Annotated in this window: 24 protein-coding genes; 15 read left to right on the top strand and 9 right to left on the bottom strand. The window is 71.0% G+C overall.

Annotation, left to right across the window (positions count from 1 at the left end):
* Window positions 1–11 precede the first annotated feature (11 nt).
* A complete protein-coding gene (locus OG570_RS23745) occupies window positions 12–2,102 on the bottom strand; it encodes a fatty acid desaturase (protein ID WP_326959378.1) in 2,091 nt (696 codons plus the stop codon).
* Window positions 2,103–2,240: 138 nt separating this feature from the next.
* Here OG570_RS23745 and OG570_RS23750 point away from each other — a divergent pair, with 138 nt between their 5' ends.
* From OG570_RS23750 to OG570_RS23780, 7 genes are all read left to right on the top strand, one after another.
* Window positions 2,241–2,831 (top strand): TetR/AcrR family transcriptional regulator, encoded by a 591-nt coding sequence (locus OG570_RS23750; protein ID WP_326943373.1) that lies wholly within the window; start codon window positions 2,241–2,243, stop codon window positions 2,829–2,831.
* A 129-nt stretch (window positions 2,832–2,960) separates the two neighbouring features.
* Window positions 2,961–4,352, top strand: coding sequence for a trigger factor (gene tig / locus OG570_RS23755; protein ID WP_326943372.1), 1,392 nt, complete (start codon window positions 2,961–2,963; stop codon window positions 4,350–4,352).
* A gap of 138 nt (window positions 4,353–4,490) precedes the next feature.
* Window positions 4,491–5,096 (top strand): ClpP family protease, encoded by a 606-nt coding sequence (locus OG570_RS23760; RefSeq protein ID WP_326943371.1) that lies wholly within the window; start codon window positions 4,491–4,493, stop codon window positions 5,094–5,096.
* Window positions 5,097–5,124: 28 nt separating this feature from the next.
* On the top strand, window positions 5,125–5,778 hold the full coding sequence (locus OG570_RS23765) for an ATP-dependent Clp protease proteolytic subunit (RefSeq protein WP_326943370.1): 654 nt from the start codon (window positions 5,125–5,127) through the stop codon (window positions 5,776–5,778).
* A gap of 231 nt (window positions 5,779–6,009) precedes the next feature.
* Window positions 6,010–7,305 carry an ATP-dependent Clp protease ATP-binding subunit ClpX gene (gene clpX, locus OG570_RS23770; protein WP_247055283.1) on the top strand — a complete coding sequence of 432 codons (1,296 nt, stop codon included), beginning with the start codon at window positions 6,010–6,012 and terminating at the stop codon, window positions 7,303–7,305.
* A 192-nt stretch (window positions 7,306–7,497) separates the two neighbouring features.
* Entirely contained in the window at window positions 7,498–7,773 is a 276-nt protein-coding gene (locus OG570_RS23775) for a hypothetical protein (protein WP_247055281.1), read from the top strand.
* A gap of 56 nt (window positions 7,774–7,829) precedes the next feature.
* Complete coding sequence (locus OG570_RS23780) at window positions 7,830–8,750, top strand: anti-sigma factor RsbA family regulatory protein (RefSeq protein WP_326959381.1); 921 nt, start codon at window positions 7,830–7,832, stop codon at window positions 8,748–8,750.
* Window positions 8,751–8,778: 28 nt separating this feature from the next.
* Here the strand turns inward: OG570_RS23780 and OG570_RS23785 are convergent, their stop codons facing one another.
* Together OG570_RS23785 and OG570_RS23790 are read right to left on the bottom strand one after the other, a co-directional pair.
* Entirely contained in the window at window positions 8,779–9,699 is a 921-nt protein-coding gene (locus OG570_RS23785; protein WP_326960143.1) for an alpha/beta hydrolase, read from the bottom strand.
* A 206-nt stretch (window positions 9,700–9,905) separates the two neighbouring features.
* The gene (locus tag OG570_RS23790) at window positions 9,906–10,613 is read right to left on the bottom strand and encodes a TetR/AcrR family transcriptional regulator (protein ID WP_326943367.1); all 708 of its coding nucleotides are present in this window, start codon (window positions 10,611–10,613) and stop codon (window positions 9,906–9,908) included.
* 73 nt (window positions 10,614–10,686) lie between these two features.
* Here OG570_RS23790 and OG570_RS23795 point away from each other — a divergent pair, with 73 nt between their 5' ends.
* Window positions 10,687–12,129 carry a carotenoid oxygenase family protein gene (locus OG570_RS23795; protein ID WP_326959383.1) on the top strand — a complete coding sequence of 481 codons (1,443 nt, stop codon included), beginning with the start codon at window positions 10,687–10,689 and terminating at the stop codon, window positions 12,127–12,129.
* A gap of 21 nt (window positions 12,130–12,150) precedes the next feature.
* Here the strand turns inward: OG570_RS23795 and fdhD are convergent, their stop codons facing one another.
* Window positions 12,151–12,975, bottom strand: coding sequence for a formate dehydrogenase accessory sulfurtransferase FdhD (fdhD, locus tag OG570_RS23800; protein WP_326943365.1), 825 nt, complete (start codon window positions 12,973–12,975; stop codon window positions 12,151–12,153).
* 103 nt (window positions 12,976–13,078) lie between these two features.
* On the opposite strand from fdhD, the gene OG570_RS23805 reads away from it, so the two are divergent.
* The 7 genes from OG570_RS23805 (at window position 13,079) to OG570_RS23835 (ending at window position 18,442) form a co-directional block, all read left to right on the top strand.
* Window positions 13,079–14,434: an L-lactate MFS transporter gene (locus OG570_RS23805; RefSeq protein WP_326943364.1), complete on the top strand. Its 1,356-nt coding sequence runs from the start codon at window positions 13,079–13,081 to the stop codon at window positions 14,432–14,434.
* A complete protein-coding gene (locus OG570_RS23810; RefSeq protein WP_326943363.1) occupies window positions 14,434–14,559 on the top strand; it encodes an MFS transporter small subunit in 126 nt (41 codons plus the stop codon). Before OG570_RS23805 ends, OG570_RS23810 begins: the two co-directional genes overlap by 1 nt.
* Window positions 14,560–14,674: 115 nt before the next feature.
* Complete coding sequence (locus OG570_RS23815) at window positions 14,675–15,094, top strand: VOC family protein (RefSeq protein ID WP_326959385.1); 420 nt, start codon at window positions 14,675–14,677, stop codon at window positions 15,092–15,094.
* Window positions 15,091–15,852 carry an SDR family NAD(P)-dependent oxidoreductase gene (locus tag OG570_RS23820; protein ID WP_326943361.1) on the top strand — a complete coding sequence of 254 codons (762 nt, stop codon included), beginning with the start codon at window positions 15,091–15,093 and terminating at the stop codon, window positions 15,850–15,852. The genes OG570_RS23815 and OG570_RS23820 overlap by 4 nt, the downstream gene beginning before the upstream one ends.
* Window positions 15,853–15,900: 48 nt before the next feature.
* Complete coding sequence (locus tag OG570_RS23825; protein WP_326959387.1) at window positions 15,901–17,289, top strand: LCP family protein; 1,389 nt, start codon at window positions 15,901–15,903, stop codon at window positions 17,287–17,289.
* Window positions 17,290–17,323: 34 nt separating this feature from the next.
* A complete protein-coding gene (locus OG570_RS23830; RefSeq protein WP_326959389.1) occupies window positions 17,324–17,527 on the top strand; it encodes a hypothetical protein in 204 nt (67 codons plus the stop codon).
* Between the two features lie 339 nt (window positions 17,528–17,866).
* Window positions 17,867–18,442, top strand: coding sequence for a hypothetical protein (locus tag OG570_RS23835; protein ID WP_326943359.1), 576 nt, complete (start codon window positions 17,867–17,869; stop codon window positions 18,440–18,442).
* 16 nt (window positions 18,443–18,458) lie between these two features.
* On the opposite strand, the gene OG570_RS23840 is transcribed toward OG570_RS23835, so the two are convergent.
* The 5 genes from OG570_RS23840 to OG570_RS23860 form a co-directional block, all read right to left on the bottom strand.
* The gene (locus OG570_RS23840) at window positions 18,459–20,765 is read right to left on the bottom strand and encodes an FdhF/YdeP family oxidoreductase (RefSeq protein ID WP_326959391.1); all 2,307 of its coding nucleotides are present in this window, start codon (window positions 20,763–20,765) and stop codon (window positions 18,459–18,461) included.
* Window positions 20,766–20,812: 47 nt separating this feature from the next.
* Window positions 20,813–22,114, bottom strand: coding sequence for an MFS transporter (locus tag OG570_RS23845; protein WP_326959393.1), 1,302 nt, complete (start codon window positions 22,112–22,114; stop codon window positions 20,813–20,815).
* A gap of 70 nt (window positions 22,115–22,184) precedes the next feature.
* Window positions 22,185–22,622, bottom strand: coding sequence for a MarR family winged helix-turn-helix transcriptional regulator (locus OG570_RS23850; protein ID WP_326943356.1), 438 nt, complete (start codon window positions 22,620–22,622; stop codon window positions 22,185–22,187).
* 74 nt (window positions 22,623–22,696) lie between these two features.
* Window positions 22,697–23,752, bottom strand: a complete 1,056-nt coding sequence (locus tag OG570_RS23855; RefSeq protein WP_326959395.1) for a hypothetical protein — start codon at window positions 23,750–23,752, stop codon at window positions 22,697–22,699.
* A 19-nt stretch (window positions 23,753–23,771) separates the two neighbouring features.
* Window positions 23,772–24,092: a hypothetical protein gene (locus tag OG570_RS23860; protein WP_326943354.1), complete on the bottom strand. Its 321-nt coding sequence runs from the start codon at window positions 24,090–24,092 to the stop codon at window positions 23,772–23,774.
* Between the last annotated feature and the right edge of the window lie 24 nt (window positions 24,093–24,116).

A 24,116-nucleotide genomic window follows, 5' to 3' on the forward strand; every position in this document is an offset into this window, starting at 1 on the left:
CGTCCCGGGGGTCAGCGGTCGTAGTCGACCGCGACCTCCGGGGTCGTCGCGCGGGCGCGGCACGTCAGGATCCGGTCCACCGCGACGTCGTCCACCGTGAGGGCGTAGCGGACGTCCATGTCGACCTGGCCCTGCAGGAGCGTCGCCCGGCAGGTGCCGCACGCGCCGCCGGTGCACGAGTACGGCACTTCGAACCCGGCCCGCAACGCCGCGTCCAGCACCGTTTCCCCGGCCCGCGCGGCGATCCGCGTCGTCGTGGCGCCCAGCGTCACGGTCACCTCGGCCGGGAAGCCCGCCGGGTCGCGCAGGGGCGCCGCGCCGCGGAAGAGTTCGAAGTGGACGTCCTCCTCCGGGACGTCCGCGTCGGCGAGCGTCCGCCGCGCCAGGTCGGTCAGGCCGCGCGGGCCGCACAGGAACCACTCGTCGACCTTCGCCGGGTGGAGCCGGTTCTGCAGCAGCGCGCGCAGCCGCGTGCCGTCGAGGCGGCCGCGCTGGTACCGCTCGTGGGAGATGGCCAGCGCCTCGCCGACCGTGTCGAAGTGCCGGGCGGGCCGGTGCGTGTGCAGGTCCGGGTCGCGCTCGTCGGTGCGGTAGTGGACGACGTGCAGCCGGCCGCCGAACCCCTCCGCGAGCGTCGTCAGCTCCGCGGCGAAGAGCGTCGTCGCGCCGGAAGTGTTGACGTACAACAGGGTCGCCCGGCTGTGCGGCTCCGCCCGCAACGCGCTGACCACGATGGACAGCACCGGGGTGATGCCGCTGCCCGCAGCGAGCGCGACGTAGTGCGCGCTGCGCGCCGGGTCCGGGACGAGCGTGAAGCCGCCCGAAGGCGGGAGCACGTCGAGGAACTGCCCGGCCGTCAGCGCCGTGGTCGCGAAGCCGGAGAACGCGCCGCCCGGGCGTTTCTTCACCACGATCCGCAGGTCGCCCGAACCGGCCGGGGCGCAGATCGAGTACGTCCGCCGCACCGGCTGGCCGTCCAGCACCGCGCGCACGGCGACGTGCTGCCCGGGCGTGAAGCGGTACTCCGCGGCCAGGTCCGGCGGGACGTCGAAGGTCACGGCGACGGCGTCGGCGGTCAGCGGGCGCACGTCGGCGACGCGCAGCCGGTGGAACCGGCTCGGTCCCGGGGGCGGCGGCGCGGGCGCGGGGACGGCGTCGTCCGGCCCGCCGGTGAGCCCCGCCTCCGCCCGGTACTGCGCCGTCGTCAGGTCCCGGCCCCACACCGTGCTGATCGGGACGTCGCGGGCCAGGTAGGCCTCGCGGTTGTCGAGCCAGACCCGGCGGTACCGGTGGAACGGGACGGCCGGGTGCAGGTGGTGCACCAGGTGCAGGTTCTGCGCCAGCAGCACGGGCGTCAGCAGCCGGTCGAGGCCGACGCGCACGCGGGTGGTGCTGAACCGGCCGCGCGGTCCCGCGGCGGGCAGGCCGTGGTGCGGCAGCCAGCCGAACGCCCAGGCGAGCAGGCCGACACCGAGCCGTTGCGGCAGCAGGTAGACCAGCACCAGCTCCGGGCCGTGGCCGGCCGCGACCAGGGCGACCCCGGCGGACACGGCCACCGACAGCACCACCAGCGTCTCGGCCGGCTCGTGCGGCGGCCGGGCGCGCAGCCGCGAGACGTAGCAGCGCGCGTAGGAGACGTCGAGGGTCAGCCAGCGCAGCGGCAGCAGCCAGGCCGGGCCGCGTGACGTCCAGGCGTCCGGGTCGGCGCGGACCGACGCGTTCGTGTGGCGGTGGTGTTCACCGTGGACGTACCGCAGCGACGGGAACGACGCGTACGCCGCGACGAACAGGACGGCCAGCCGGCCGAGCGTTTCGTTGACCCAGGTGAGCTTCCCGGCCGAGTGGTGCGCCGATTCGTGCACCACGGTGTACATCGCGAAGGTGACGGCGGTGTTCAGCACCACGGTCACGACGGCCGGCACCAGCCCGGCCAGCAGCAGCCACGTCGAGGTCACCCAGACCGCGAGGGCGCCGGCGAACAGCAGCACCGCGGGCACCGAGACGGTGGGCAGCGGGAGCCGGGGAGCGGGGACCGCGCGAGGGGACGGCCGTCCGCGCGCGGGCTCCAGGGAGCCGCGCGCCGGAGTGTCGACGACGGACATCGCACGGTCTCCTCGGTCGAGAAGCTCCTGGTGAGGCGGGAGTCACCGTAGACAACGCGCCGGACTTTGTAAACGGCGCGGCACGCTTCGAAAAAAGGTGCCGGCCTGGGCACCGGAACCGCTGGCTAAGATCGGCCTGTGAACGCCGTCACCCGCACCGCGCCGGCCAGCACCCGGGAGCGGTTGCTGGCCGCGGCGGCCGAGCTCACCACCACCGGCGGCTGGGCCGGCGTCACCATGGGCAAGCTGGCCGCGCACGCCGGCGTCAGCCGCCAGACCGTCTACAACGAACTCGGGTCCAAGGCCGAGCTCGCCGAGGCGCTGATGGCGCGCGAGACCGACCGGTTCGTCGAGCACGTCACCAGGATCGTCGACGCGCACCCCGGCCGGGCGCTCGACGGCGTCACCGCCGCCTTCCGGGAGACCCTCGAGACCGCCCGCGGCAACCCCCTGGTCGCCCTCGCGCTCGGCGGCCGGCCCGGCGGCCGCGACGACTTCCTCCCGCTGCTGACCTCCCGGCCCGAGGCCGTGCTCGGCCGGGCCGTCGACGCCGTGGCGGAGCTGTTCTCGAGCCGCTACCCCGAGGCCCCGCTGACCGCTTCCGAGTGGCCGGTCGCGGTCGAGGCCTTCGTGCGGCTGCTGCTTTCCCACCTGGTGCAGCCCAGCGGCTCGGTCGAGCACGCGAGCGGCCAGACGCGCTGGGTGATCGGCCGCATGCTGGGCGCGTGACGCCGCAGGTGGCCCCCGCCCGGGCGGCGCGGGCCACTGGCCTAGACTCGGACGTCCCGGTCTGACAGGTGACCGGGGGCATTTCCGCAGGATTGTCCACCACAATCGTTACCGCTCGAGGAGAAGACCTTGAAGAGCACCGTCGAGCAGCTGAGCCCGACGCGAGTCAAGATCAATGTCGAGGTGCCGTTCGACGAGCTCAAGCCGAACTTCGACCGCGCCTACCGCAAGATCGCCCAGCAGGTGCGCATCCCGGGCTTCCGGCCCGGCAAGGCGCCCGCTCGCGTCCTGGAAAGCCGGATCGGGCGTGGCCCGGTGCTCGACGAGGTCGTCAACGAGGCCATCCCGGCGAAGTACATCGAGGCGGTCCGCGAGAACGAGGTCCGCACGCTCGGGAACCCGGAGTTCGACGTCACGAAGCTCGAGGACCGCGACGTCCTCGAGTTCACCGCCGAGGTGGACGTGCGCCCGGAGATCGAGCTGCCCGACCTCGAAGGCTTCGCGGTCACCGTCGACGACGTCGAGCTGACCGACGCGGAGGTCGACGAGCAGCTCGACGAGCTGCGCGCCCGCTTCGGCACGCTGACCGGCGTGGAGCGCCCGGCCGAGACCGGCGACTTCGTCTCGATCGATCTGGCCGCGACCGTCGAAGGCGAAGCCGTCGAGGAGGCCGCCACCAGCGGGCTTTCCTACGAGATCGGCTCCGGCCAGCTCGTGGACGGCATCGACGAGGCGATCGTCGGCGCGAACGCCGGCGAGACCCGGTCGTTCACCACCGAGCTCGTCGCCGGCGACCACGCCGGCAAGGCGGCCGAGGTGACCGTGACCGTCCAGTCGGTCAAGCAGCGCGAGCTGCCGGAGGCCGACGACGAGTTCGCCCAGATGGCCAGCGAGTTCGACACGATCGACGAGCTGAAGACCGACCTTCGCGAGCGGCTCGCCCGCGTCAAGAAGATGCAGCAGGGCGTCCAGGCGCGCGACAAGGTGCTCGACGAGCTCCTCGAGCGCACCGAGGTGCCGATCCCGGAGAAGGTGCTCGACGCCGAGATCGAGAACCGCAAGCACGACGCCATCCACCCGTTCGACCACGACGAGGCCCAGTTCGCCCAGGCCCTCGAGGCCGAAGGCCGCACGCTGGAGGAGTTCGACGCGGAGACCCGCACCGAGTCGGAGAAGGCCGTCCGCACGCAGCTGCTGCTGGACACCATCGCCGACAAGGAAGAGGTCTCGGTCAACGACGGCGAGCTGACCGAGCGGATCATCTACCAGGCCCAGCGCTTCGGGATCAGCCCGGACGAGTACGTCCAGCGCGCCCAGCAGTCCGGCCAGCTGACCGCGATCTACGCCGACGTCCGCCGCGGCAAGGCGCTCGCCTCCGTGGTCCGGAAGGCGACCGTCACCGACGGTTCGGGTGCCGAGGTCGACCTCGCCGAGCTGTTCGGTGGCGAGGAACCGGCCGCCGATGCCGCAACCGAGGAGACGCCGGCCACCGAAGAGGCGGCGAAGACTCCCGCGGAGTGAAGCTGTGAGCGAACTTGGGCGGTGTCAGGCATTCTGCACCGCCCAAGTTCGTTAGGGTCGGTTGCAAGATCTCAAGCATCTGAAACGACAGCGGCGGTCGTCAGCACGAGACCGCCGTCGGCGAAAAGGCAGGCAGACGTGACGCAGCACACGCCCGAGGCGCGGACCGGAACCGCAGGGCTCACCCTCACCGACTCGGTGTTCGAGCGGTTGCTCCAGGAGCGCATCGTCGTCCTCGGTTCCGAGGTGAACGACGAGATCGCCAACCGGATCACCGCGCAGCTGTTGCTGCTCGACGCGGACGACGCCGAGTCCGACATCCGCTTCTACATCAACTCGCCGGGTGGTTCGGTCACGGCCGGGTTCGCGATCTACGACACCATGCAGCTCATCCGCCCGGACGTCGCGACCTACGCGATGGGCATGGCGGCCTCGATGGGGCAGTTCCTGCTCTCCTCGGGCACGCCGGGCAAGCGGTACTCGCTGCCCCACGCGCGGATCCTGATGCACCAGCCGTCGGCGGGCGTCGGCGGTACGGCCTCGGACATCGCGATCCAGGCCGACCTGTTCAACAAGTGGAAGCGCGAACTGGCCCAGATCACCGCGGACCAGACCGGGCAGACGGTCGAGCAGATCATCGCGGACGGCGACCGCGACCGCTGGTTCACCGCGCAGGAGGCGAAGGACTACGGGTTCGTCGACCACGTCCTCACCCGCGACATCGCCCGTCCGGCCTCGAACTGAGCGCGAAGTACACACAGGAGAGTCGATCATGAGCAACTTCAGGCTCCCGGGTGACTTCCGGGCTCCGTCCGTTCCCCAGTCGCGGTACATCCTCCCGTCGTACGTCGAGCGCACCAGCTACGGCGTCAAGGAGTCGAACCCGTACAACAAGCTGTACGAGGAGCGCGTCATCTTCCTCGGCGTGCAGGTGGACGACGCGTCGGCCAACGACGTGATGGCCCAGCTGCTGCACCTCGAGCACGAGGACCCGGACCGCGACATCCTGATCTACATCAACTCGCCGGGTGGCTCGTTCACCTCGCTGATGGCGATCTACGACACGATGCAGTTCGTCCGCCCGGACATCCAGACCTACTGCCTCGGCCAGGCCGCCTCCGCGGCCGCGGTGCTGCTGGGGGCCGGTACCCCGGGCAAGCGCTACGCGCTGCCCAACTCGCGGGTGCTGATCCACCAGCCCGCCACCGAGGGCACCTACGGCCAGGTCTCCGACCTGGAGATCCAGGCGAACGAGATCCAGCGGGTGCGGCGGCAGATGGAGGTCATCCTCGGCAAGCACACCGGCAAGGACCCGGATCAGATCCGCAAGGACATCGAGCGGGACAAGATCCTCACCGCCGAAGAAGCCAAGTCGTACGGCATCATCGACGAAGTGCTGCCGTACCGTAAGGCGTCGGCTCTGTAGATCCGCCAGGCCGGTGTGTGTCAGGAAGACGACATACACCGGCACTCTGGTTTAGGGTCGTCCTTCTGACGTGCTCCCGGTGCCCGTGGGTGTTCCCGCCCACGGCATCGGACGGGTACCGTCAGTGGCAATGCGTGAGGCTCCGCCCGGTCGCTCGCGGCCGGGGGGTCGCACCGTCGCAACACACGTCAGGCGCGGACAACCGCGCCGGAGGGGACGAGGTCAACGGCCATGGCACGGATCGGTGACGGCGGAGACCTGCTGAAGTGTTCTTTCTGCGGGAAGAGCCAAAAGCAGGTGAAGAAGCTCATTGCCGGCCCCGGGGTCTACATCTGCGATGAGTGCATCGACCTCTGCAATGAGATCATCGAGGAGGAGCTGGCCGAGGCCGGCGACGTCAAACTCGACGAGCTGCCCAAGCCCGCCGACATCCACGAGTTCCTCGAGCAGTACATCATCGGCCAGAACGACGCCAAGCGGACCCTCGCGGTAGCGGTCTACAACCACTACAAGCGGATCCAGGCGGACGACAAGGCCGGCCCCAAGGACTCCAAGGAGGAGTCCGTCGAGCTCGCCAAGTCGAACATCCTGATGCTCGGCCCCACCGGGTGCGGCAAGACCTACCTCGCCCAGACCCTGGCGAAGATGCTGAACGTCCCGTTCGCGATCGCGGACGCCACGGCGCTCACCGAGGCCGGGTACGTCGGCGAGGACGTCGAGAACATCCTGCTCAAGCTCATCCAGGCGGCGGACTACGACGTCAAGCGGGCCGAGACCGGGATCATCTACATCGACGAGGTCGACAAGATCGCCCGCAAGTCGGAGAACCCCTCGATCACGCGGGACGTCTCCGGCGAGGGTGTGCAGCAGGCGCTGCTGAAGATCCTCGAAGGCACCACCGCCTCCGTCCCGCCGCAGGGCGGCCGGAAGCACCCGCACCAGGAGTTCATCCAGATCGACACGACGAACGTGCTGTTCATCGTGGCCGGTGCGTTCGCCGGGCTGGAGAAGATCATCAACGAGCGGGTCGGCAAGCGTGGCCTCGGCTTCGGCGCGGAGATCCGCACCAAGTCCGAGATCGAGGAGAGCGACGTCTTCTCGGACACCATGCCCGAGGACCTGATCAAGTTCGGGCTGATCCCGGAGTTCATCGGCCGGCTCCCGGTCGTGGCGACGGTCAGTCACCTGGACAAGGAATCGCTGGTCAGCATCCTCACCCAGCCGCGCAACGCCCTGGTGAAGCAGTACAAGAAGCTCTTCGAGATGGACAACGTCGAGCTCGAGTTCACCAAGACCGCGCTCGAAGCGATCGCCGACCAGGCGGTCCTGCGCGGGACCGGTGCCCGCGGGCTGCGCGCCATCATGGAAGAAGTGCTCCAGCCGGTGATGTACGACATCCCGAGCCGCGACGACGTGGCGAAGGTCGTCATCACCGAGCAGACCGTCCGGGAGAACGTGAACCCGACGATCGTCGCCCGGCAGCCGACTCGGCGCGCTCGCAGCGAGCGCGGCGAGAAGTCGGCCTGAGCCGGGCGTCTCCGGGCACCCGGCCCGGAGACCCGACAGGAAAGCTGAATGACTGCTGACTCTTTCCCGGGTACCGGGGGTACGGCCCCCGGCGGAGGCGTGCAGGCACCGCCTCCGCCGGAGCCGTCCCCGGTACCCGCCGGGGACGCTCCGGCCGGAAGGCCGCTCGGGTTCCGTGAGCTGAGCGAACGCGTGATCGCGTCCGCCTTCGAGCGGTACCGGTGGCTGAACCGCGTCCTGATGGGCGTGCTGGCCGTCTGCACCGGCACCTGCGTGGTGGCCGTCGTCGCCCGGCTGTCGCCGTTGCCCCTGATCCCGGTGCCGCTGTTCCTCGTCGCCGGCTACGGCCTCTGGCAGGCCCGCGGCGTCCGGGACCGGCGTCAGCTGTTCAGCTGGGTTCTCCTCTTCGGCCTCGCCACGATCGTGGGCTTCTGGCTCATCGCCGTCGTCGGCCGCTGGGTGGAGTGACCGGATTCCTCCGCCCGGTCCGTTTGAAGTTCACGGCGCCGGGGTAGCACCCTCCCGTGGTAGATGCCCTCAGCCCGTTTCGGCATCCGGCACTGTTCTACCGCGGTGACACTGAGTACTTGGACGGCGTCGTTCCGTTCCTCCTCGAAGGCCTCGACCGGGGCGAACCGGTCGCCGTCGCCGTTCCCGGCCGCAACCTCCTGCTCGCCGAGAAGGCCCTCGGCCCCCGTTCGGGCGAAGTCCGGCTGATCGACCTGCACCAAGCGGGCCGCAACCCGGGCGCGATCCTGCCGACGGTGCTGCTCGCCTTCGCGGGCGAGCACGTGGGCCCGGTGCGGATCGTGGTCGAGCCGATCTGGGCCGGCCGGACCGCCGCCGAGTACCCGGCGTGCGTGCTGCACGAAGCGCTCATCAACACGGCGTTCGCGGGGCGGGCCGTCGCGGTCCTCTGCCCGTACGACACGGCGGCGCTGGCCCCCGGCGTCCTGGCCGACGCCGGCCGCACCCACCCGGAGCTGTGGAAGCCGACGGGCCGGTCGGTCAGCCCGCACTACGACCCCGACCGCGTCCGCGCCGACCTCACGCGACCCCTCGAGTCCCCGGCGGCCGCCGTCGAGCGCGCGTTCGACGTGGGCCAGCTGGCGACGTTGCGCGGCTTCACGGAGATCTGGGCGGCCCGCCACGGCCTGCGCCGCCCGCGCCGGGACGATTTCGCGCTGGCGATCGCCGAGCTGACCACGAACAGCGTGCTCTACGGCGGCGGCACCGGCATCCTGCGGCTGTGGGCGGAGGACGAGCACGTCGTCGCGGAGGTCACCGACGACGGCACGATCACCGAGCCACTGGCCGGCCGCGTCCCACCCCCGGCCGCGACCCTCGGCGGGCGCGGGTTGCTGCTGGTCAACCGCCTGGCCGACCTGGTCCGCACGTACTGGGTCCCGGGCCGCACGACAACCCGGGTCCACTTCCGCTGCTGAAGGTCCCGGACGCTTTGGGTACGCGGGGTCAGGCGGTGGTGCGGGGGACGTGCTTGCCGAGGAAGCTGACCAGGCTGGGCACGACCGTCTTGTTGAACGTGTCCCCGTGCTTGCCGTGGGCCGTGTGGGCGACCGCCGGGTGGGCCGCGTCGACGTAGCGGCGGACGCCGGTGATGAACGAGTCCTCCGTGCCGCACCAGATGGCGTTCGGGACGCTCGCCGTCTCGGCGATGTGGCGCAGCGGGTCGAGGGACACCCAGTCCTCCATGCCCGTGAAGATGTGACGCTTCTCCATCTCCGGCCAGTTCGTGATGAGGGCCGGCGCCAGCGTGGCGACCGCCGCGGGCGGCTGGCGGCGCTCCACCCGGCGGCGGGTGTACAGCAGCGCGCCGAAGCCGCCCATCGAGACGCCCGTGCAGGCGAACGGCTGGCCGGTGTCACCCGCGAAGCCGCGTGCGCGGAGCCACTGGGGGACCTCTTCGAGCAGCATCGCCATCGGGTCGTCGTTCGGGTGGACCTGGTGCCAGTAGTTGTCGCCGCCGTCGACGGCCACGAACCCGTACGCCGGGACGGCCTTGCGCGCGACGTCGCTGGAGAGCTGCTTGAGCGTGCCGGTCGGGGCCGCGCTGCGGGCGTTGCCGTGCAGGCCGTGCAGCATCAGCGACATCGGCAGCCCGCGCGGCGGGGTCTTCGACGGCAGCAGGAACACCAGGTCGACCATCCGGCCGCGGGCCGCGGAGTAGACGCGCTCGACGCGCGTGCTGCCCAGCTGGGTCGTCGGGTTCGAGGACGCCACACCCAGCGCCCGCTGCAGGGCCTGGCTGAAGGGCAGCTTGCCGGTGGCGGTACCCGCGGCGAGACCGGCCACGGCCACCCCGGACGCCCCCGCGATCAGCACCGAACGGCGGCTCAGCCACCGCCGGGCATCCCGAACTGCCGCGCTCCCCAGCGTCGGCGGCGCCTCGACGCCCTCCCCGGCCCCGGCAACTTCCGCTCCGGGCCGCACACCACCCGCGGCCTGAGGCTCGGCCTCGGGCCGCTGCTCGTCGCCCCGGTCCCCGTCTTCCTCGTTCACCTGTCTCCGTCCCCCGCTTGCCACTTCCTAGGACGCCGCGCACCCGCTCCGCGTTCCCCCGCGTCCTGTCCTCCGCCGGGTTAGTCGTTCCCACCCTGCCCGGCGTTTCCGATCCGCGCGCGCCAAGCCGCTTTCGCGGCCTCGGACGAGCGTCCGGCCTGGTCCACAGTGTCCCCGAGCCCCACCGCGAGGGTGACGCCCAGGGGTATCAAGATGTGGTCTATACCCTGTTCGCCGGGCCCGAAGTGCCCGGACGCCTCCAATGTGACGAAACCGTGCAGTGCGCTCCACAACTGCGCCGCCGCCTGGTACTTGTCGGCCGGCCGGAACCGTCCGGCCTCGATGGCCCGTTCGGTCGCCCGGACGATGTGCTCGAACGCCTCCAGGCCCTCCTGCGCGGCTTCACGACCCTCCTCGGTGGTGAGGTCGGAGAGCGTCGCGCGCTTGCCGCCGGGCGCGCTCTGCCCGAACGTCACGGCGAACAGCTGCGGCTGCTCGGCGACGGCCTGCCGGTAGGTGCGGGCCAGGGAAAAGATGTCCGCCACCGGGTCGTCGGTCGCCGTGACCGCGCCCAGCCACGCGGACAGCCGCAGGAACCCCACCCGCGCCACCTCGTCGACCAGCGCCGCCATGCCCCCGAAGTGCGTGTAGACGGCCATCGTCGAGACGCCGACCTCCGCGGCCAGCTTGCGGGCCTGCAGCGCCTCGGGGCCGCCGTCATCGAGCAGCCGGATGGCGGCGTCGACGAGCCGGTCCTTGACTTCGGTCGCGCGCGGTTTCGGGCTCATGCTTGCCAGTATCCCATAACCCTGTTATAAATGAAGCTATAACCGAGTTATGGCACGTTCTGAGGGGTCAACCATGGGCACCAAGTTCCTCGAAGGCAACTTCGCCCCGGTCAGCCGGGAACACACGATCACCGAGCTGGCCGTCACGGGGTCGATCCCGGACTTCCTCGACGGCCGCTACCTGCGCAACGGCCCCAACCCGCTGTCCGAAGTGGACCCGGCGGCCTACCACTGGTTCATGGGCGACGGCATGGTCCACGGCGTCCGCCTGCGCGACGGCAAGGCCGAGTGGTACCGCAACCGCTGGGTGCGCAACCCGGCCGTCTCGGCGACGCTGGCCGGCGAGGATGCGAGCCGTTACTGCGGGCTGGACGCGCTCGGCGCCAACACCAACGTCATCGGGCACGCCGGCAAGACCCTCGCACTGGTCGAGGCGGGCGCGCCGATCTGGGAGCTGACCGACGAGCTCGACACCGCCGGCCGCTGCGACTTCGACGGCACGCTCCCGGGCGGCTACACCGCCCACCCGAAGCGCGACCCGCGCACCGGCGAGCTGCACGCCGTCTCGTACTTCTTCGGCATGGGCAACAAGGTCCAGTACTCCGTGATCGACGCCGCCGGCCGCGCCCGCCGCACGGTCGACGTCGAGGTCACCGGCTCGCCGATGATGCACGACTTCTCCCTGACCGAGCGGTACGTCGTGTTCTACGACCTGCCCGTGACGTTCAACGCCGAGATGGCCGTCGCCGCCAACGTGCCCAGCGCGCTGCGCACGCCCGCGAAGCTGGTGCTCTCGGCCATGGTCGGCAAGGTGCGCGTGCCGGACCCGGTCTCCGCGATGATGGCCCGCAAGATCGGCGCGAACGGCGGCCTGCCCTACCGCTGGGACCCGAAGTACCCGGCGCGGATCGGCGTCATGCCGCGTGAAGGCGGCAACGGCGACGTCCGCTGGTTCGACGTCGAGCCCTGCTACGTCTTCCACCCGCTCAACGCCTACGACGACGGCGACGACATCGTCCTGGAGGTCGTCCGCCACCCGCGGATGTTCGACCGCGAGCTGCACGGCCCGGACGAGGGCGGCCCGACGCTGGACCGCTGGACCGTCGACCTCGCCGCCGGGAAGGTCATCGAGGAGCGCCTCGACGACCGCGGCCAGGAGTTCCCGCGCGTGGACGAGCGGCTCGTCGGCCGCCGCCACCGCTACGGCTACGCGATCGCCACGGACGGCGGCGCGACCCCGGCCGGCTCGCTGTTCAAACACGACTTCCGGACCGGTTCGGCGCAGGAACGCGCGTTCGGCGGCGGACGTCAGCCCGGCGAGTTCGTGTTCGTCCCGTGCCACGACGACGCGGCCGAGGACGACGGCGTCCTGATCGGCTTCGTCTTCGACCCGGCGACGCAGCGCAGCGACCTGACCCTGCTCGACGCGGGGACGCTGGAGACGGTGGCCGCGGTCCACCTGCCGGACCGCGTGCCCCACGGCTTCCACGGCAACTGGGTGCCGGCCACGCCGTGAGGATCGCGCCGGCCGGTGTTCCTAGGTCAGGACCCGGTGGTCGCCGGTGTAGAGGTTCATCGACTCGCCGCGCAGGAAGCCGATGAGCGTCATGCCGTTCTCCTCGGCCAGTTCCACGGCCAGCGACGACGGCGCGGACACCGCGGCCAGCAAGCCGATCCCGGCCATCGCCGCTTTCTGCACCAGCTCGAAGGACACCCGCCCGGACACCAGCAGGCCGTGTCCGGGCGCGGGGATCCGGTCCGCCATGACGGCCCAGCCGAGCACCTTGTCGACCGCGTTGTGCCGGCCGACGTCCTCGCGGACGACGTCGATCCCGCCGTCCGGGGTGAACAGGGCCGCCGCGTGCAGCCCGCCGGTGCTGGCGAACACCTTCTGCTGCGCGCGCAACGCGTCCGGCAGCGTGGCGAGCGTCTCGCTCTTCACCGCGAAGGGGGCGTCGGCGGGGGAGAAGCGCGTCTTGAGCTTGACCGCGTCGAGCGCGGCCTTGCCGCAGACCCCGCACGAGGACGTCGTGTAGAAGTTGCGCTCGACGCCGACGTCCGGCGGTGGCACGCCGGCCGCCAGCGCGATGTCGAGGACGTTGTAGGTGTTGCGGCCCTGGTCGTCGACGCCGTCGCAGTAGCGGGCGACCGCGATGTCCTCGCGGCCGCCGATGACGCCTTCGGACAGCAGGAAGCCGTGGGCCAGTTCGACGTCGTGGCCCGGGGTGCGCATGGTCACCGACAGGGCGCGGCCGCCGACCCGCAGCTCGAGGGGTTCTTCGGCGGCCAGCGAGTCGGGACGCCGCCGGTCCCCGGTCGCGGTGATCCGCCGCACCGGCCGCCGCACGGTCACCCTGCCCATCGCTCGCACCCTTCGCCGCCGGAAAGTTTGACACTCGCATGGTGCAACACCGGGTATTTAGTAATACATTCCCTCCATCATCCCCACTCTACGGAGGGATCCGATGGCTCTCGGCTTCCTGGACCGTTCCCGGATCGTCGCACCCCCAGGCTGGACACGCTGGCTGGTGCCCCCGGCGGCCCTCTCGGTGCACCTGTCGATCGGGCAGGCCTACGCGTGGAGCGTCTTCAAGACCCCGCTCGAAAAGACGATGCACCTCACCGGCACGCAGAGTTCGCTGCCGTTCCAGCTCGGCATCGTCATGCTCGGGCTGTCCGCCGCGTTCGGCGGCACGCTCGTCGAGAAGAACGGCCCGCGCTGGGCCATGTTCGTCTCGATGTGCTGCTTCGCCACCGGATTCCTCGTCTCGGCACTCGGTGTCGCGACCGGGCAGTTCTGGCTCGTCGTCGTCGGATACGGCGCGATCGGCGGTGTCGGCCTCGGAATCGGCTACATCTCCCCGGTTTCGACGCTGATCAAGTGGTTCCCGGACCGGCCGGGCATGGCCACCGGCATCGCCATCATGGGCTTCGGCGGCGGTGCGCTGATCGCGTCGCCGTGGTCGTCGTCGATGATCGGCACCACGCCGACCACCGGCAGCATCGCGACGGCGTTCCTGATCCACGGTGTCGTCTACGCGGCGTTCATGTCGTTGGGCTGGCTCATCGTGCGGGTTCCGGCCGACGGCTGGAAGCCGGCGGGCTGGGAGCCGAAGACCGACCACGGCACGGCGATGATCTCCACCGCGAACGTCTCGGCGGCCAACGCCATCAAGACGCCGCAGTTCTGGCTGCTGTGGGTGGTGCTGTGCTTCAACGTCACCGCGGGCATCGGGATCCTGGAGAAGGCGTCCCCGATGATCGTGGACTTCTTCAAGGGCACCTCGACGCCGGTCGGCGCGGCCGCGGCGGCCGGGTTCGTCGCGCTGCTGTCGCTGTGCAACATGCTCGGCCGGTTCGTCTGGTCGTCCACATCGGACGCCATCGGGCGCAAGAACATCTACCGCACCTACCTCGGCGTCGGCGCGGTGCTCTACCTGGTGATCGCGCTGACGTCGAATTCGTCGAAGCTCGTGTTCATCCTGTGCGCCATGGTGATCCTGTCGTTCTACGGCGGCGGGTTCGCGACGATCCCGGCGTACCTGAAGGACCTCTTCGGCACCTACCAGGTCGGCGCGATCCACGGCCGGCTGCTCACGGCCTGGTCGGTGGCCGGCGTGCTCGGCCCGCTGATCGTCAACGCCATCGCCGACAGCGAGAAGTCGGCCGGCAAGTCCGGCCCGGACCTCTACGCGACGTCGTTCTACATCATGATCGGCCTGCTGGTGGTCGGCTTCGTGGCCAACGAACTGGTGCGGCCGGTGAAGGCGAAGTTCCACGAACCCGCCGCGGCGGGCGAGACCGCGAAGAGCGAGGCGTGATGAGCGAGCAGAAAACCGGGCCGAACCGCGTCCCGCTGATCGTGCTGGCCTGGGCGTGGGTCGTGCTGCCCTTCGCCTACGGCGTCTACGAGCTGTTCCTGAAACTGGTGCAGCTCTTCGGCTGACCGGCGTGCCCGGGACCACCGCGAGTGGTCCCGGGCACACTTTTGATGTCTTAATGTTGACATTAAGACATTATCGCTCCAGGCTGGTGCCAGCCGACCCTGTTGGAGGACCGCTGTGACCCGTCCCGCCTTCCACCTCGCCATCCCCGTCGACGACCTGGGCCGCGCCCGCGCCTTCTACGGCGGCGTGCTCGGCCTGAGCGAAGGCCGCTCCGCCGACAAGTGGGTCGACTGGGACTTCCGCGGCCACCAGGTCGTCACGCACGTCGTCGCCGGCGCGCGGGCCGAAGCCGGGCGCAACCCCGTCGACGGCCACGACGTCCCGGTGCCGCACTTCGGGCTCGTGCTGACCGTCGAAGACTTCCACGTCCTGGCCGAGCGGCTGCGTGACGCGGGCACCGAGTTCGTCATCGAGCCCTACCAGCGCTTCGCCGGCGAGCCGGGTGAGCAGTGGACGATGTTCCTGCACGACCCGGCCGGGAACGCCTTGGAGTTCAAGGCGTTCCGCGACGAGTCGCAGTTGTTCGCGCTGTGAGCGGACCCGGGAACGGCGTCCTCGTCACCGGGGCGTCCCGCGGCATCGGGCGCGCCGTGGCCAACGCCTTCGCGGCGAACGGCCACCGCGTCGCCGTCCACTACGGCACCCGGCGGGCGGACGCCGAGGCGACGCTCGCCGCCCTGCCCGGCGACGGGCACGTGCTCGTCACCGGTGACCTCGCCGACCCGGCCGCCGCCCAGCGGATCGCCGACACGGCCGAGGCCGGGCTCGGCGGCGTCGACATCCTGGTGAACAACGCCGGTGTCGCGCCGACGCCGGAGACCGCCCACCCCGTCACCGGGGTGTCCTACGCGGACTGGCAGCGGATCTGGCGGCACACGGTCGACGTCAACCTGCTGGGCGCGGCCAACCTCAGCTACTGCGTCGCCCGGCACCTGATGACCCGCGGGGTGCCCGGCCGGATCGTCAACGTCGGCTCGCGCGGCGCGTTCCGCGGCGAGCCCGACAACCCGGCGTACGGCGCGAGCAAGGCCGCCCTGCACGCGTTCGGCCAGTCCCTCGCGGTTTCGCTGGCGCCGCACGGGATCGCGGTGACGTCCGTGGCGCCCGGCTTCACGGCCACGGAGCGCCAGCTGGACCGCATCGACGACGCCTTGCGCGCGCAGAGCCCGTTCGGCCGGGTCGGGACGCCCGAGGAGGTCGCGGCGGCCGTGCTGTACCTGGCTTCCGCCGACGCGACCTGGGCGTCCGGCGCGATCCTCGACCTCAACGGCGCGTCCCACCTGCGCATGTGACGTGGCTCACCCGTGCAGCAGATCGGGCGGTGACGGCGTCAGGAGGGCGTGCATGCACTGGGGAAGGTCGTCGTCGCCGGGGTCGCCGTGGTCGTCTTCTGCGGCACGGCCTACGGCTACGCGAACCTGCGCTCGCTCGACGAGGTCACCCGCGACGACGTGATCGGCGCCGCGGCGAAACCGGGCGAGCAGCCGGCCGACGGCTCGCTGGACATCCTGCTGGTCGGCCGCGACTCGCGTGACGACCAGCAGGGCAACCCGATGCCGGCGGACCTGCTGCGCGAACTGCGCGTGGGCCCGAACGGCGACGACCTGACCGACACCCTGATCGTGCTGCGGATCCCGAACGGCACCAAGGAGGTCAAGGCGTTCTCGATCCCGCGGGACAGCTACGTCTCGATGCCGGGTGGCAAGGGGAAGATCAACGCCGCGTTCGGGCGCGCCAAGGCCGGGGAGGCGCGGAACCGCCGGGAGGCGGGGGAGACGGACAAGAAGAAGATCGACCAGGAGGCGCTGACCGCGGGCCGCCGCGCGACGCGGCAGGCGGTCGAGGACCTCACCGGCGTCACGATCGACCACTTCGCCGAAGTCAACCTGCTGAGCTTCTACGAGATCAGCAAGGCGGTCGGCGGCGTCGACGTCTGCCTGAAGGCGGACACGAAGGACAAGAACTCGGGGGCCGACTTCAAGGCGGGCCCGCAGCGGATCGCGGGCGCGGACGCGCTGGCCTTCGTCCGCCAGCGCGACTACGTCAAGGGCGGCGACCTGGGTCGCGCCCGGCGGCAGCAGGTCTTCCTGGCGGGGCTGGCGAAGCAGGTGCTGTCGTCGGGGACGCTGAGCGACCCGGGCAAGCTGTCGGACCTCATCGACGCGGTGAAGCGCTCGGTGGTCCTCGACGGTTCCTGGAACCTGCTCGACTTCGTGGCGCAGATGCGCGGGGTTTCCGGCGGTGGCATCCAGTTCGCGACGATCCCGACGGTCAACGTGGACTACCGGTACGACCCGGCCAACCCGCGCGCCACCGCGGTGCAGGTGGATCCGGCTCAGGTCAAGGCGTTCGCGGCGGGACTGATCGGCGCCGCGGCTCCGGCCGCACCCGCGCCGATCGTCGACGTGGCCAACGCGAGCGGACGCTCGGGCCTGGCCGCACGAGTCGGGGATGTTCTGCGGGACAAGGGATTCGCGCCGGGAACGGCGGGCAACACGGCCTCGCGCCGGACGTCGTTGGTCCGTTTCGGCCCGGACCTCGCGGACCGCGGTGCGGAGGTGGCGACGCTCCTGGGCGGCTTGACGACCCAGCAGGCGTCCTCGGTCCCGGCGGGCCACATCGAAGTGGTGCTGGGAACGGTGTACTCGGGCCCCGGAATAGCGGGCGGCGGCGGCGCCCCGGGCGGCGACGAACCGATCACATCGGGCGGCGTCGTCTGCGTGGACTGACCCGCGCTGGTCCTGCAAGCGGGCGGCCTTGGTCATGGCGGCGTTGCGGCGGTCGATCGTGACCTGCAAGGAGCTGGGCCACGCGATCGGCCTGAAGGAGATCGCGCTGCGCAACGAAGTGCCGCGCGTGCCGGCCGAATCCTGTTACGGCGCTGACGAGCCGCCGTTGACCGCGCTGATGGTCAACGCGCAGACCGGGGAACCGGGAGCCGGCCGGCGTGGCACCGGCAAGCCGTGACACGCCGACGTCCAACGGGTCTTCCGGTACTGGGCCGCGCGGGATTGACCAAAATACGCAGCCGTGCTGGTCATTTTCCCGAAACGCGTCGAAGTTGTTTTCTCCTGGCGGGGACCGGACCACAGTGGACCACCGGCGATGGTGGTCCTTGACGCTGCTGTCCTGGTGAGGCAGGGTTCATCAAACCGTGAAACCCCGGGTGCCGAACGGTTTCGGCGCCGCTCCACCGCAACTGATCACCGGATCGGCGATCATCAGGAAAACCGATTTCCACCGTTTTCGTCTCAGGAAAACCGAATGCGCAGAAGCTCCGTCCGCCAATGGTGGTGGACACTTCCGATGATCGCTTCAGCCGTTCTGCTCGCCGGCTGCCAGTCGATGTCCGGGACGGTGCACTACCCCGATGCCGTGGACGCCTGCAAGCTGCCCGGGCCGGACATCCTCAAGCAGCTCGCGCCCGGGACCGTCGAGATCCCGGCCGGCTCGATCAAGACCGTCGACACCAGGGTCGTGCCCGAAGACCGTTCCAGTGCCGGCAACGAGCTGACCAGCTGCAAGCGCCTGTTCGCCCGTGATCTCGGCGGCGGGAAGCCGAACCTGCAGGACTACCGGATCGTGACGATCGCCGTCGTGCGGTTCACCGCGTCCGACGCCGCCGAAGCGTCCGCCAAGGCCACCCAGCTGATGACCGACGCCCTCGGCGACCACTCGGGCGTGCGGCTCGCCACCGGCGTCGGCGACGAGGCCGGGTTCTCCGAGCAGTGGGCGGCCGTGCGCACCGGCAACGTCGTGCTCGGCCTGGCCATCGCCGACGGCGGGACCGAGGCCGCGCTGATCCCGCCGGCCACGCTCGACAACGTCCAGGCCATGGTCACCGACATGACCGGCACCCTGCGCCGGGACTACCAAGGCTGACGACCAAGGCCGACGGTCAGGGCTGCGGCTCCAGCCGCACCACGATCGCCTTGGACACCGGCGTGTTCGACTTGTCGGCCACCGAGCCGAGCGGCACGAGCGCGTTCGCCTCGGGGAAGTACGCCGCCGCGCAGCCGCGGGCCGTCGGGTAGGACACCACCCGGAACGCCGGGGCGCGGCGGTCGCCGTCGTGCCATTCCGACACGAGGTCGACCACCGCGGCGTCCGCCAGCCCCAGCGCGGCCAGGTCGTCCGGGTTGACGAGCACGACGCGGCGGGCGTTCTCGATGCCGCGGTAGCGGTCGGACAGGCCGTAGATCGTGGTGTTGTACTGGTCGTGGCTGCGCATCGTCTGCAGCAGCAGCCGCCCTTCGGGCACCTTCGGGTACTCCAGTCCGGACACCGTGAAGTTGGCCTTGCCGTTGGCCGTGCCGCTGAACTCGCGGGAGTCGCGCGGCGCGTTCGGCAGCACGAACCCGTCCGGCTCGCGGACGCGGCGGTTGTAGTCGTCGCAGCCGGTCACGACCCGCGCGATCCGGTCGCGGATCAGGTCGTAGTCGCCTTCGAACGTCCGCCACGGCACCGCGTGGCCCGCGCCGAGCAGCTTCTCCGCCAGCCGGCAGACGATCGCGACCTCGGACAGCAGGTGCTCGCTCGCCGGCTTCAGCCGCCCGTGGGAGGCGTGCACCTGCGACATCGAGTCCTCGACCGTGACGAACTGCTCGCCCGCGGCCTGGACGTCGCGCTCGGTGCGGCCGAGCGTCGGCAGGACCAGCGCCGTGCGGCCGTGCACGACGTGCGAGCGGTTCAGCTTCGTCGAGACGTGCACGGTCAGCGAGCACGACTGGAGCGCCTTCTCGGTCGCCTCCGTGTCCGGCGTCGCCGAGGCGAAGTTGCCGCCGACGGCGAAGAAGACCTTGCCGCGGCCGTCGCGCATCGCGTGGATCGAGTCGACGGTGTCGAGGCCGTGCTCGCGGGGGACGTCGATGCCGAATTCGCCGGCGAGGGCGTCCATGAAGGACTGCGGCATCTTCTCCCAGATGCCCATCGTCCGGTCGCCCTGGACGTTCGAGTGCCCGCGCACCGGGCACAGGCCCGCGCCGGGCTTGCCGATCATCCCGCGCATCAGCGCCAGGTTCGCGATCTCCGAGATCGTCGGGACGGCGTGCTTGTGCTGTGTCAGGCCCATCGCCCAGCAGTAGATCGTCCGCTCCGACGACGCGATCATCCGCGCGACGCGCTCGATCTGCTCCCGCGGCAGCCCGGTGGCCCGCTCGACCTCCGGCCAGTCGATGCGGTGCAGGTGCTTGGCGTAGTCGTCGAAGTACTCGGTCGAGTGCTGGACGAACTCCCAGTCGACGATCGTGCCCGGCGCCTGCTCGTCCCAGGTCAGCAGCAGGTGCCCGACGGCCTGGAACAGCGCCAGGTCGCCACCGAGGCGGATCTGGGCGAACTCGTCGGCCAGCGGCGTGCCTTTGCCGACGACGCCGCGGACGTTCTGCGGGTTCTTGAAGCGCATCAGCCCGGCTTCGGGCAGCGGGTTGACCGCGATGATCTTCGCGCCGTTGCCCTTGGCCTCCTCCAGCGCCGAGAGCATCCGCGGGTGGTTGGTGCCCGGGTTCTGCCCGACGACGACGATCAGGTCGGCCTTGTGGATGTCGGCCAGGCTCACCGAGCCCTTGCCGATGCCGGTGGTCGCCTGCAGCGCCGCGCCCGAGGACTCGTGGCACATGTTCGAGCAGTCGGGCAGGTTGTTGGTGCCGAACGAGCGCACCATCAGCTGGTAGAGGAACGCGGCTTCGTTGCTGGTCCGGCCCGAGGTGTAGAAGAACGCCTCGTTCGGGTCGGTCAGGGCCTTCAGCTCGCCCGCGACCAGCTCGAAGGCGTCGTCCCAGGAGATCGGTTCGTAGTGCGAAGCGCCTTCGCGCAGCACGAACGGTTCGGTGATCCGGCCCTGCTGGCCCAGCCAGTAGTCGGTCTTCCCGCGCAGTTCGGCGATCGGGTGCGCGGCGAAGAACTCCCGGCCGACCCGCCGTTTCGTCGCCTCCTCGGCGACGGCCTTCGCCCCGTTCTCACAGAACTCGGCCAGCTTGCGGTGTTCCCCGTCGACCTCGCGGGGCTCCGGCCACGCGCAGCCCGGGCAGTCGAAGCCCTGACGCTGGTTCAGCAGCCGCAGCGCCTTGACCGTCCGGCCGGTGCCCATCTGCTCGACGCTGCGCAGGAGTGACACGGCCACGCCGGGTATGCCGGCCGCCCAGCCCTTCGGCTTGTGCACTTCGAGCTGGTCCTCGTCCACGTCCTGTGCCGGCGCCTCACGGGTCATGTGTTCATGGTGCGCCCCGATGACCGTTCACGCGAGCAGGGGGTTCGTCACACCCGCGCGGCGCGCAGTCCGCGGTCGACGACGGTGACGACGAGCAGGGCGGCGCTGATGACGAGCAGCGCGATCGCCAGCCGGTGCAGCCCGGCCGAATCGGCGTGCGGGCCATAACAAAGCGCGATGAGCGTCGAGGCCACGATCGCGCCCAGGTACTGGGCCGTGCGGAACAGCCCGCTCGCCGTGCCCATCTGCTCGGCCGGGGCCTCCTGGTACAGCGTCGTCTGGTTCGCGACGCTGGTCAGACCCTGCGCCAGGCCGAACAGCGCGGCCAGGGCCAGCAGCGCGCCGATCCACGTGCCGTCGTGGACGACCAGCAGCAGCGCCGAGCCGCCGAGCAGCGCCACGGCGACCGTGACCAGCCGGGCCTTGATGCCGGTGCCGCGGCCGGAGAACGCGGCGGCGCACACCGCCGTGCCCGACATCGGGAGCAGCATCAGCCCGGCGGCCTCCGCGCTGAGGTGCCGCGCGGTCTCGAGCCACTGGACGTAGCCGAACATGATCGCGTAGATCGCCATGAAGCTCAGCGCCTGCCGCAGGTAGGTGCGCAGGATCGCGCCGTTGGCCGCGAGCATCCGCAGGTCCAGGAACGGGGCGGCGCGGCGCAGCTCGACCAGCGTGAACGCGATCGCGAAGGCGGCGACGACGGCGAGCAGCCACAGGTCCGCGCCGGGGTTCATCAGGAACAGCAGCAACGCCAGCAGCGTCGCGGAGAACAGCGCGATGCCCAGGACGTCGATCGGCGCCGCCGTGCGCGCGCCGCGGTCGTCCTTCGGCACCCACAGCAGGGCCAGCACCAGCGACAACCCGGCGAGCGGGATGTTCACGGCGAAGATCGCGGGCCAGCCGAACAGGCCGATGAGCAGCCCGCCGAGCGTCGGGCCGATGACCATCACCGTCTGCGCGGACATCGACAGCAGCGACAGCACCCGCGCGGGCACACCTTGGCCGCTCGCTTCGGCGTGGTGGCGCAGCACGGCCATCGCGGCCGGGAACCCGGCGCAGGTGCCCAGGCCCAGGACCACGCGCACGCCGGTCAGCCAGCCGACCGAGAGCGGGATCATGCCGGCGATCCCGGCGACGATCACCAGCACCGCCCCGCCGAGCAGCACCCGGCGGGCGCCGTAGCGGTCCACCAGCAGCCCGACCACCGGCTGCCCGACCGCGGTGGCCAGGTAGAGCGCGGAGATCAGCCAGGCCGTCTGGCCGGGGCCGGCGCCGAAGCTCCGCCCGATCGGCACGAGCGCGACGGCGATGAGCGTGGAGTTGATCGGGTTGAGCACCGCCCCGGCCACCAGCGGGGTGACCAGGCGGGCGCCGAACTTGGCGGGAGCGGTGAGGGTGGTCGTGAGGACTCCTTCGGGGTCAGTGCTGGGCGACGCGCTGCAGCAGCGGCAGGGCGCGCACGACGGTCTCGAGCTCGGCGGGGGACAGCTCGTCCACCAGCGCCTGGGCGAGCCATTCCTCGCGGTGCTGGAAGACGCCGCGCACGGTGTCGGTGCCGGCGTCGGACAGGCTGATCACCACGCGGCGCCGGTCGCCCGGGTCGGGGGTGCGGGCGAGGTAGCCCAGCTCGTCGAGGACGCCGAGGGTGGCGGCCATCGACTGCTGCCGCACGTGCTCGGCGGCGGCCAGCTCGCCCTGCGTGGCGGGGCCCCTGCGGTAGAGCCGGTTGAGCACGGCGGACTGCGACGGCGTCAGGATCCCGGCGTTGTCGACCTGGCGCAGCCGCCGGTGCAGCTGCCCGACGACCCCGCGGATCCAGCCGGCGTTCTCGGCGACGTGCGGTGGTACTTCACCCATACCCACAGCTTAGACTGCACAGTCCAGCCTGTGCATCTGGCTGTGACGCACTCCTCGGCGGGAGTGCGGGAGGGTCAGTCCTTGCAGCCGTGGACGTCGGGCATGGGGAGGCTCGGGTCGTAGGCGCCCGGCACGTCCTGGTCGTCGCCGGGCAGCCCGGGCTGGTCCGGGTTGGCGTAAGCGGGCGCGAGATAACCCTGCTTGAGCGCCTCGCAGCCGATCGAGTCGTAGAAGCTCCCCCCGCCGTCGCCGGGCCACAGGCCGCGGCTGCCCGCCGCGAAGTTCTTGCCCTGGCGGACGACGTAGCTCTCGTCCGACCGCACGAAACTCACGATCTCCCACGGGCCCTGCAGCCCGTCGGGGTGGACGTTGTCGAAGGCGTACGCGGTGACGTACTTGACGTCGACGACCAGCTCGCCCGGTTTCGCGCCGGCTTTCGCGGTCATCGAGCCGAACGTGCGCGGGCCCTGGTCGAGCAGGTGGTAGCCGTCGGCCAGCTCGGTGACGTAGGCCGAGAAGTCCGGCTTGGTCCCCAGCTCCTTCGCGATGGCGCCCTCGGCGTCCTTCGCGAACAGCGCCAGGTAGGCCGCGGTGTCGTGCCGGTCGAGCACGGCGGGGTCGAGCCGGGACGCCGTGATCGCCTGCTTCACCTTCGTGTAGGCGTCGCCGACCTGCGGTGCGGTGAACGACCCCAGCGCGGCCGGCGCGGGGACGGTGATCCCGTCGATGCCCTTGCGCCAGGCGTCCGCCGGGGTCCGCGCGTACGCGTGCTTCAGGTCCACCGGCGCGTACTGGGCGACCGAGGTCGGGTTGACCGTCGTCGGCACCGGCGTGTCCGGGGTGCCCGCTTCGCTCGCGGGCGTGCGCTGCCCGAGCGCCACGACCACCGCCGTCGTCACGGCCAGGATCAGCACGAACGCGATCAGGCCCCACCGGCGTCCCCGGCCCGGCGACGGCGCGTTCCGCCGGGCGCGCTTCTGCTGCTTGCGGAACTTCTTCCGGTCGCTCTTCGCCCCCAGCCAGGCGTCGGTCTGGGCGTGCTTGCGCCACTCCGGGTCCATCAGGTCCGGGTGCGTTTCGAGCAGGTTGTCCTCGTCCACGTGCTTCCCCCACAGTCGATGACTGATCATCGACGGAAGCGCGGGTTCGTTACGCGGAAGTGTGCAGCGAGGCGCCGAAGAACAGGAACGGGTCCTCGTTGACGCCGACGCCCTGGACCTGGTGCACGACGACGGCCGCCGCGACCAGCGCGACGACCAGCAGCAGGGCGAGCAGCCCCGGCCACCGGCTGCTGCCGGGCCGCTCGGTGCCGCCGGTCCGGCGGTCGCGCTTGCGGCGTTTCCTCAGGTCCTTCTTGGCGCCCAGCCAGGCGTCCCGCTCGGCGTACTTCTGCCAGTCGGGGTTCATCAGGTCCGGGTGCGTCTCGAGGCGCCGGTCGTCCGGATCCTGCGGTTGCTGAGGCTGTGCCATCCCGAGTGCCTTCCCCCTGGGTGA

Origin of the sequence: Amycolatopsis sp. NBC_01286 (assembly GCF_035982555.1) — a bacterium.
Lineage (GTDB): Bacteria > Actinomycetota > Actinomycetes > Mycobacteriales > Pseudonocardiaceae > Amycolatopsis.

Bases quoted from the DNA above. Each gene is read 5' to 3' on its own strand.
- OG570_RS23860 (WP_326943354.1), bottom strand. From the start codon at position 24,092: ATGGCACAGCCTCAGCAACCGCAGGATCCGGACGACCGGCGCCTCGAG.
- OG570_RS23745 (WP_326959378.1), bottom strand. From the start codon at position 2,102: ATGTCCGTCGTCGACACTCCGGCGCGCGGCTCCCTGGAGCCCGCGCGC.
- OG570_RS23810 (WP_326943363.1), top strand. From the start codon at position 14,434: ATGAGCGAGCAGAAAACCGGGCCGAACCGCGTCCCGCTGATCGTGCTG.
- fdhD (WP_326943365.1), bottom strand. From the start codon at position 12,975: ATGGGCAGGGTGACCGTGCGGCGGCCGGTGCGGCGGATCACCGCGACC.
- OG570_RS23835 (WP_326943359.1), top strand. From the start codon at position 17,867: ATGATCGCTTCAGCCGTTCTGCTCGCCGGCTGCCAGTCGATGTCCGGG.
- OG570_RS23790 (WP_326943367.1), bottom strand. From the start codon at position 10,613: ATGAGCCCGAAACCGCGCGCGACCGAAGTCAAGGACCGGCTCGTCGAC.
- clpX (WP_247055283.1), top strand. From the start codon at position 6,010: ATGGCACGGATCGGTGACGGCGGAGACCTGCTGAAGTGTTCTTTCTGC.
- OG570_RS23855 (WP_326959395.1), bottom strand. From the start codon at position 23,752: ATGATCAGTCATCGACTGTGGGGGAAGCACGTGGACGAGGACAACCTG.
- OG570_RS23765 (WP_326943370.1), top strand. From the start codon at position 5,125: ATGAGCAACTTCAGGCTCCCGGGTGACTTCCGGGCTCCGTCCGTTCCC.
- OG570_RS23830 (WP_326959389.1), top strand. From the start codon at position 17,324: ATGGCGGCGTTGCGGCGGTCGATCGTGACCTGCAAGGAGCTGGGCCAC.
- OG570_RS23850 (WP_326943356.1), bottom strand. From the start codon at position 22,622: ATGGGTGAAGTACCACCGCACGTCGCCGAGAACGCCGGCTGGATCCGC.
- OG570_RS23840 (WP_326959391.1), bottom strand. From the start codon at position 20,765: ATGACCCGTGAGGCGCCGGCACAGGACGTGGACGAGGACCAGCTCGAA.
- OG570_RS23795 (WP_326959383.1), top strand. From the start codon at position 10,687: ATGGGCACCAAGTTCCTCGAAGGCAACTTCGCCCCGGTCAGCCGGGAA.
- OG570_RS23805 (WP_326943364.1), top strand. From the start codon at position 13,079: ATGGCTCTCGGCTTCCTGGACCGTTCCCGGATCGTCGCACCCCCAGGC.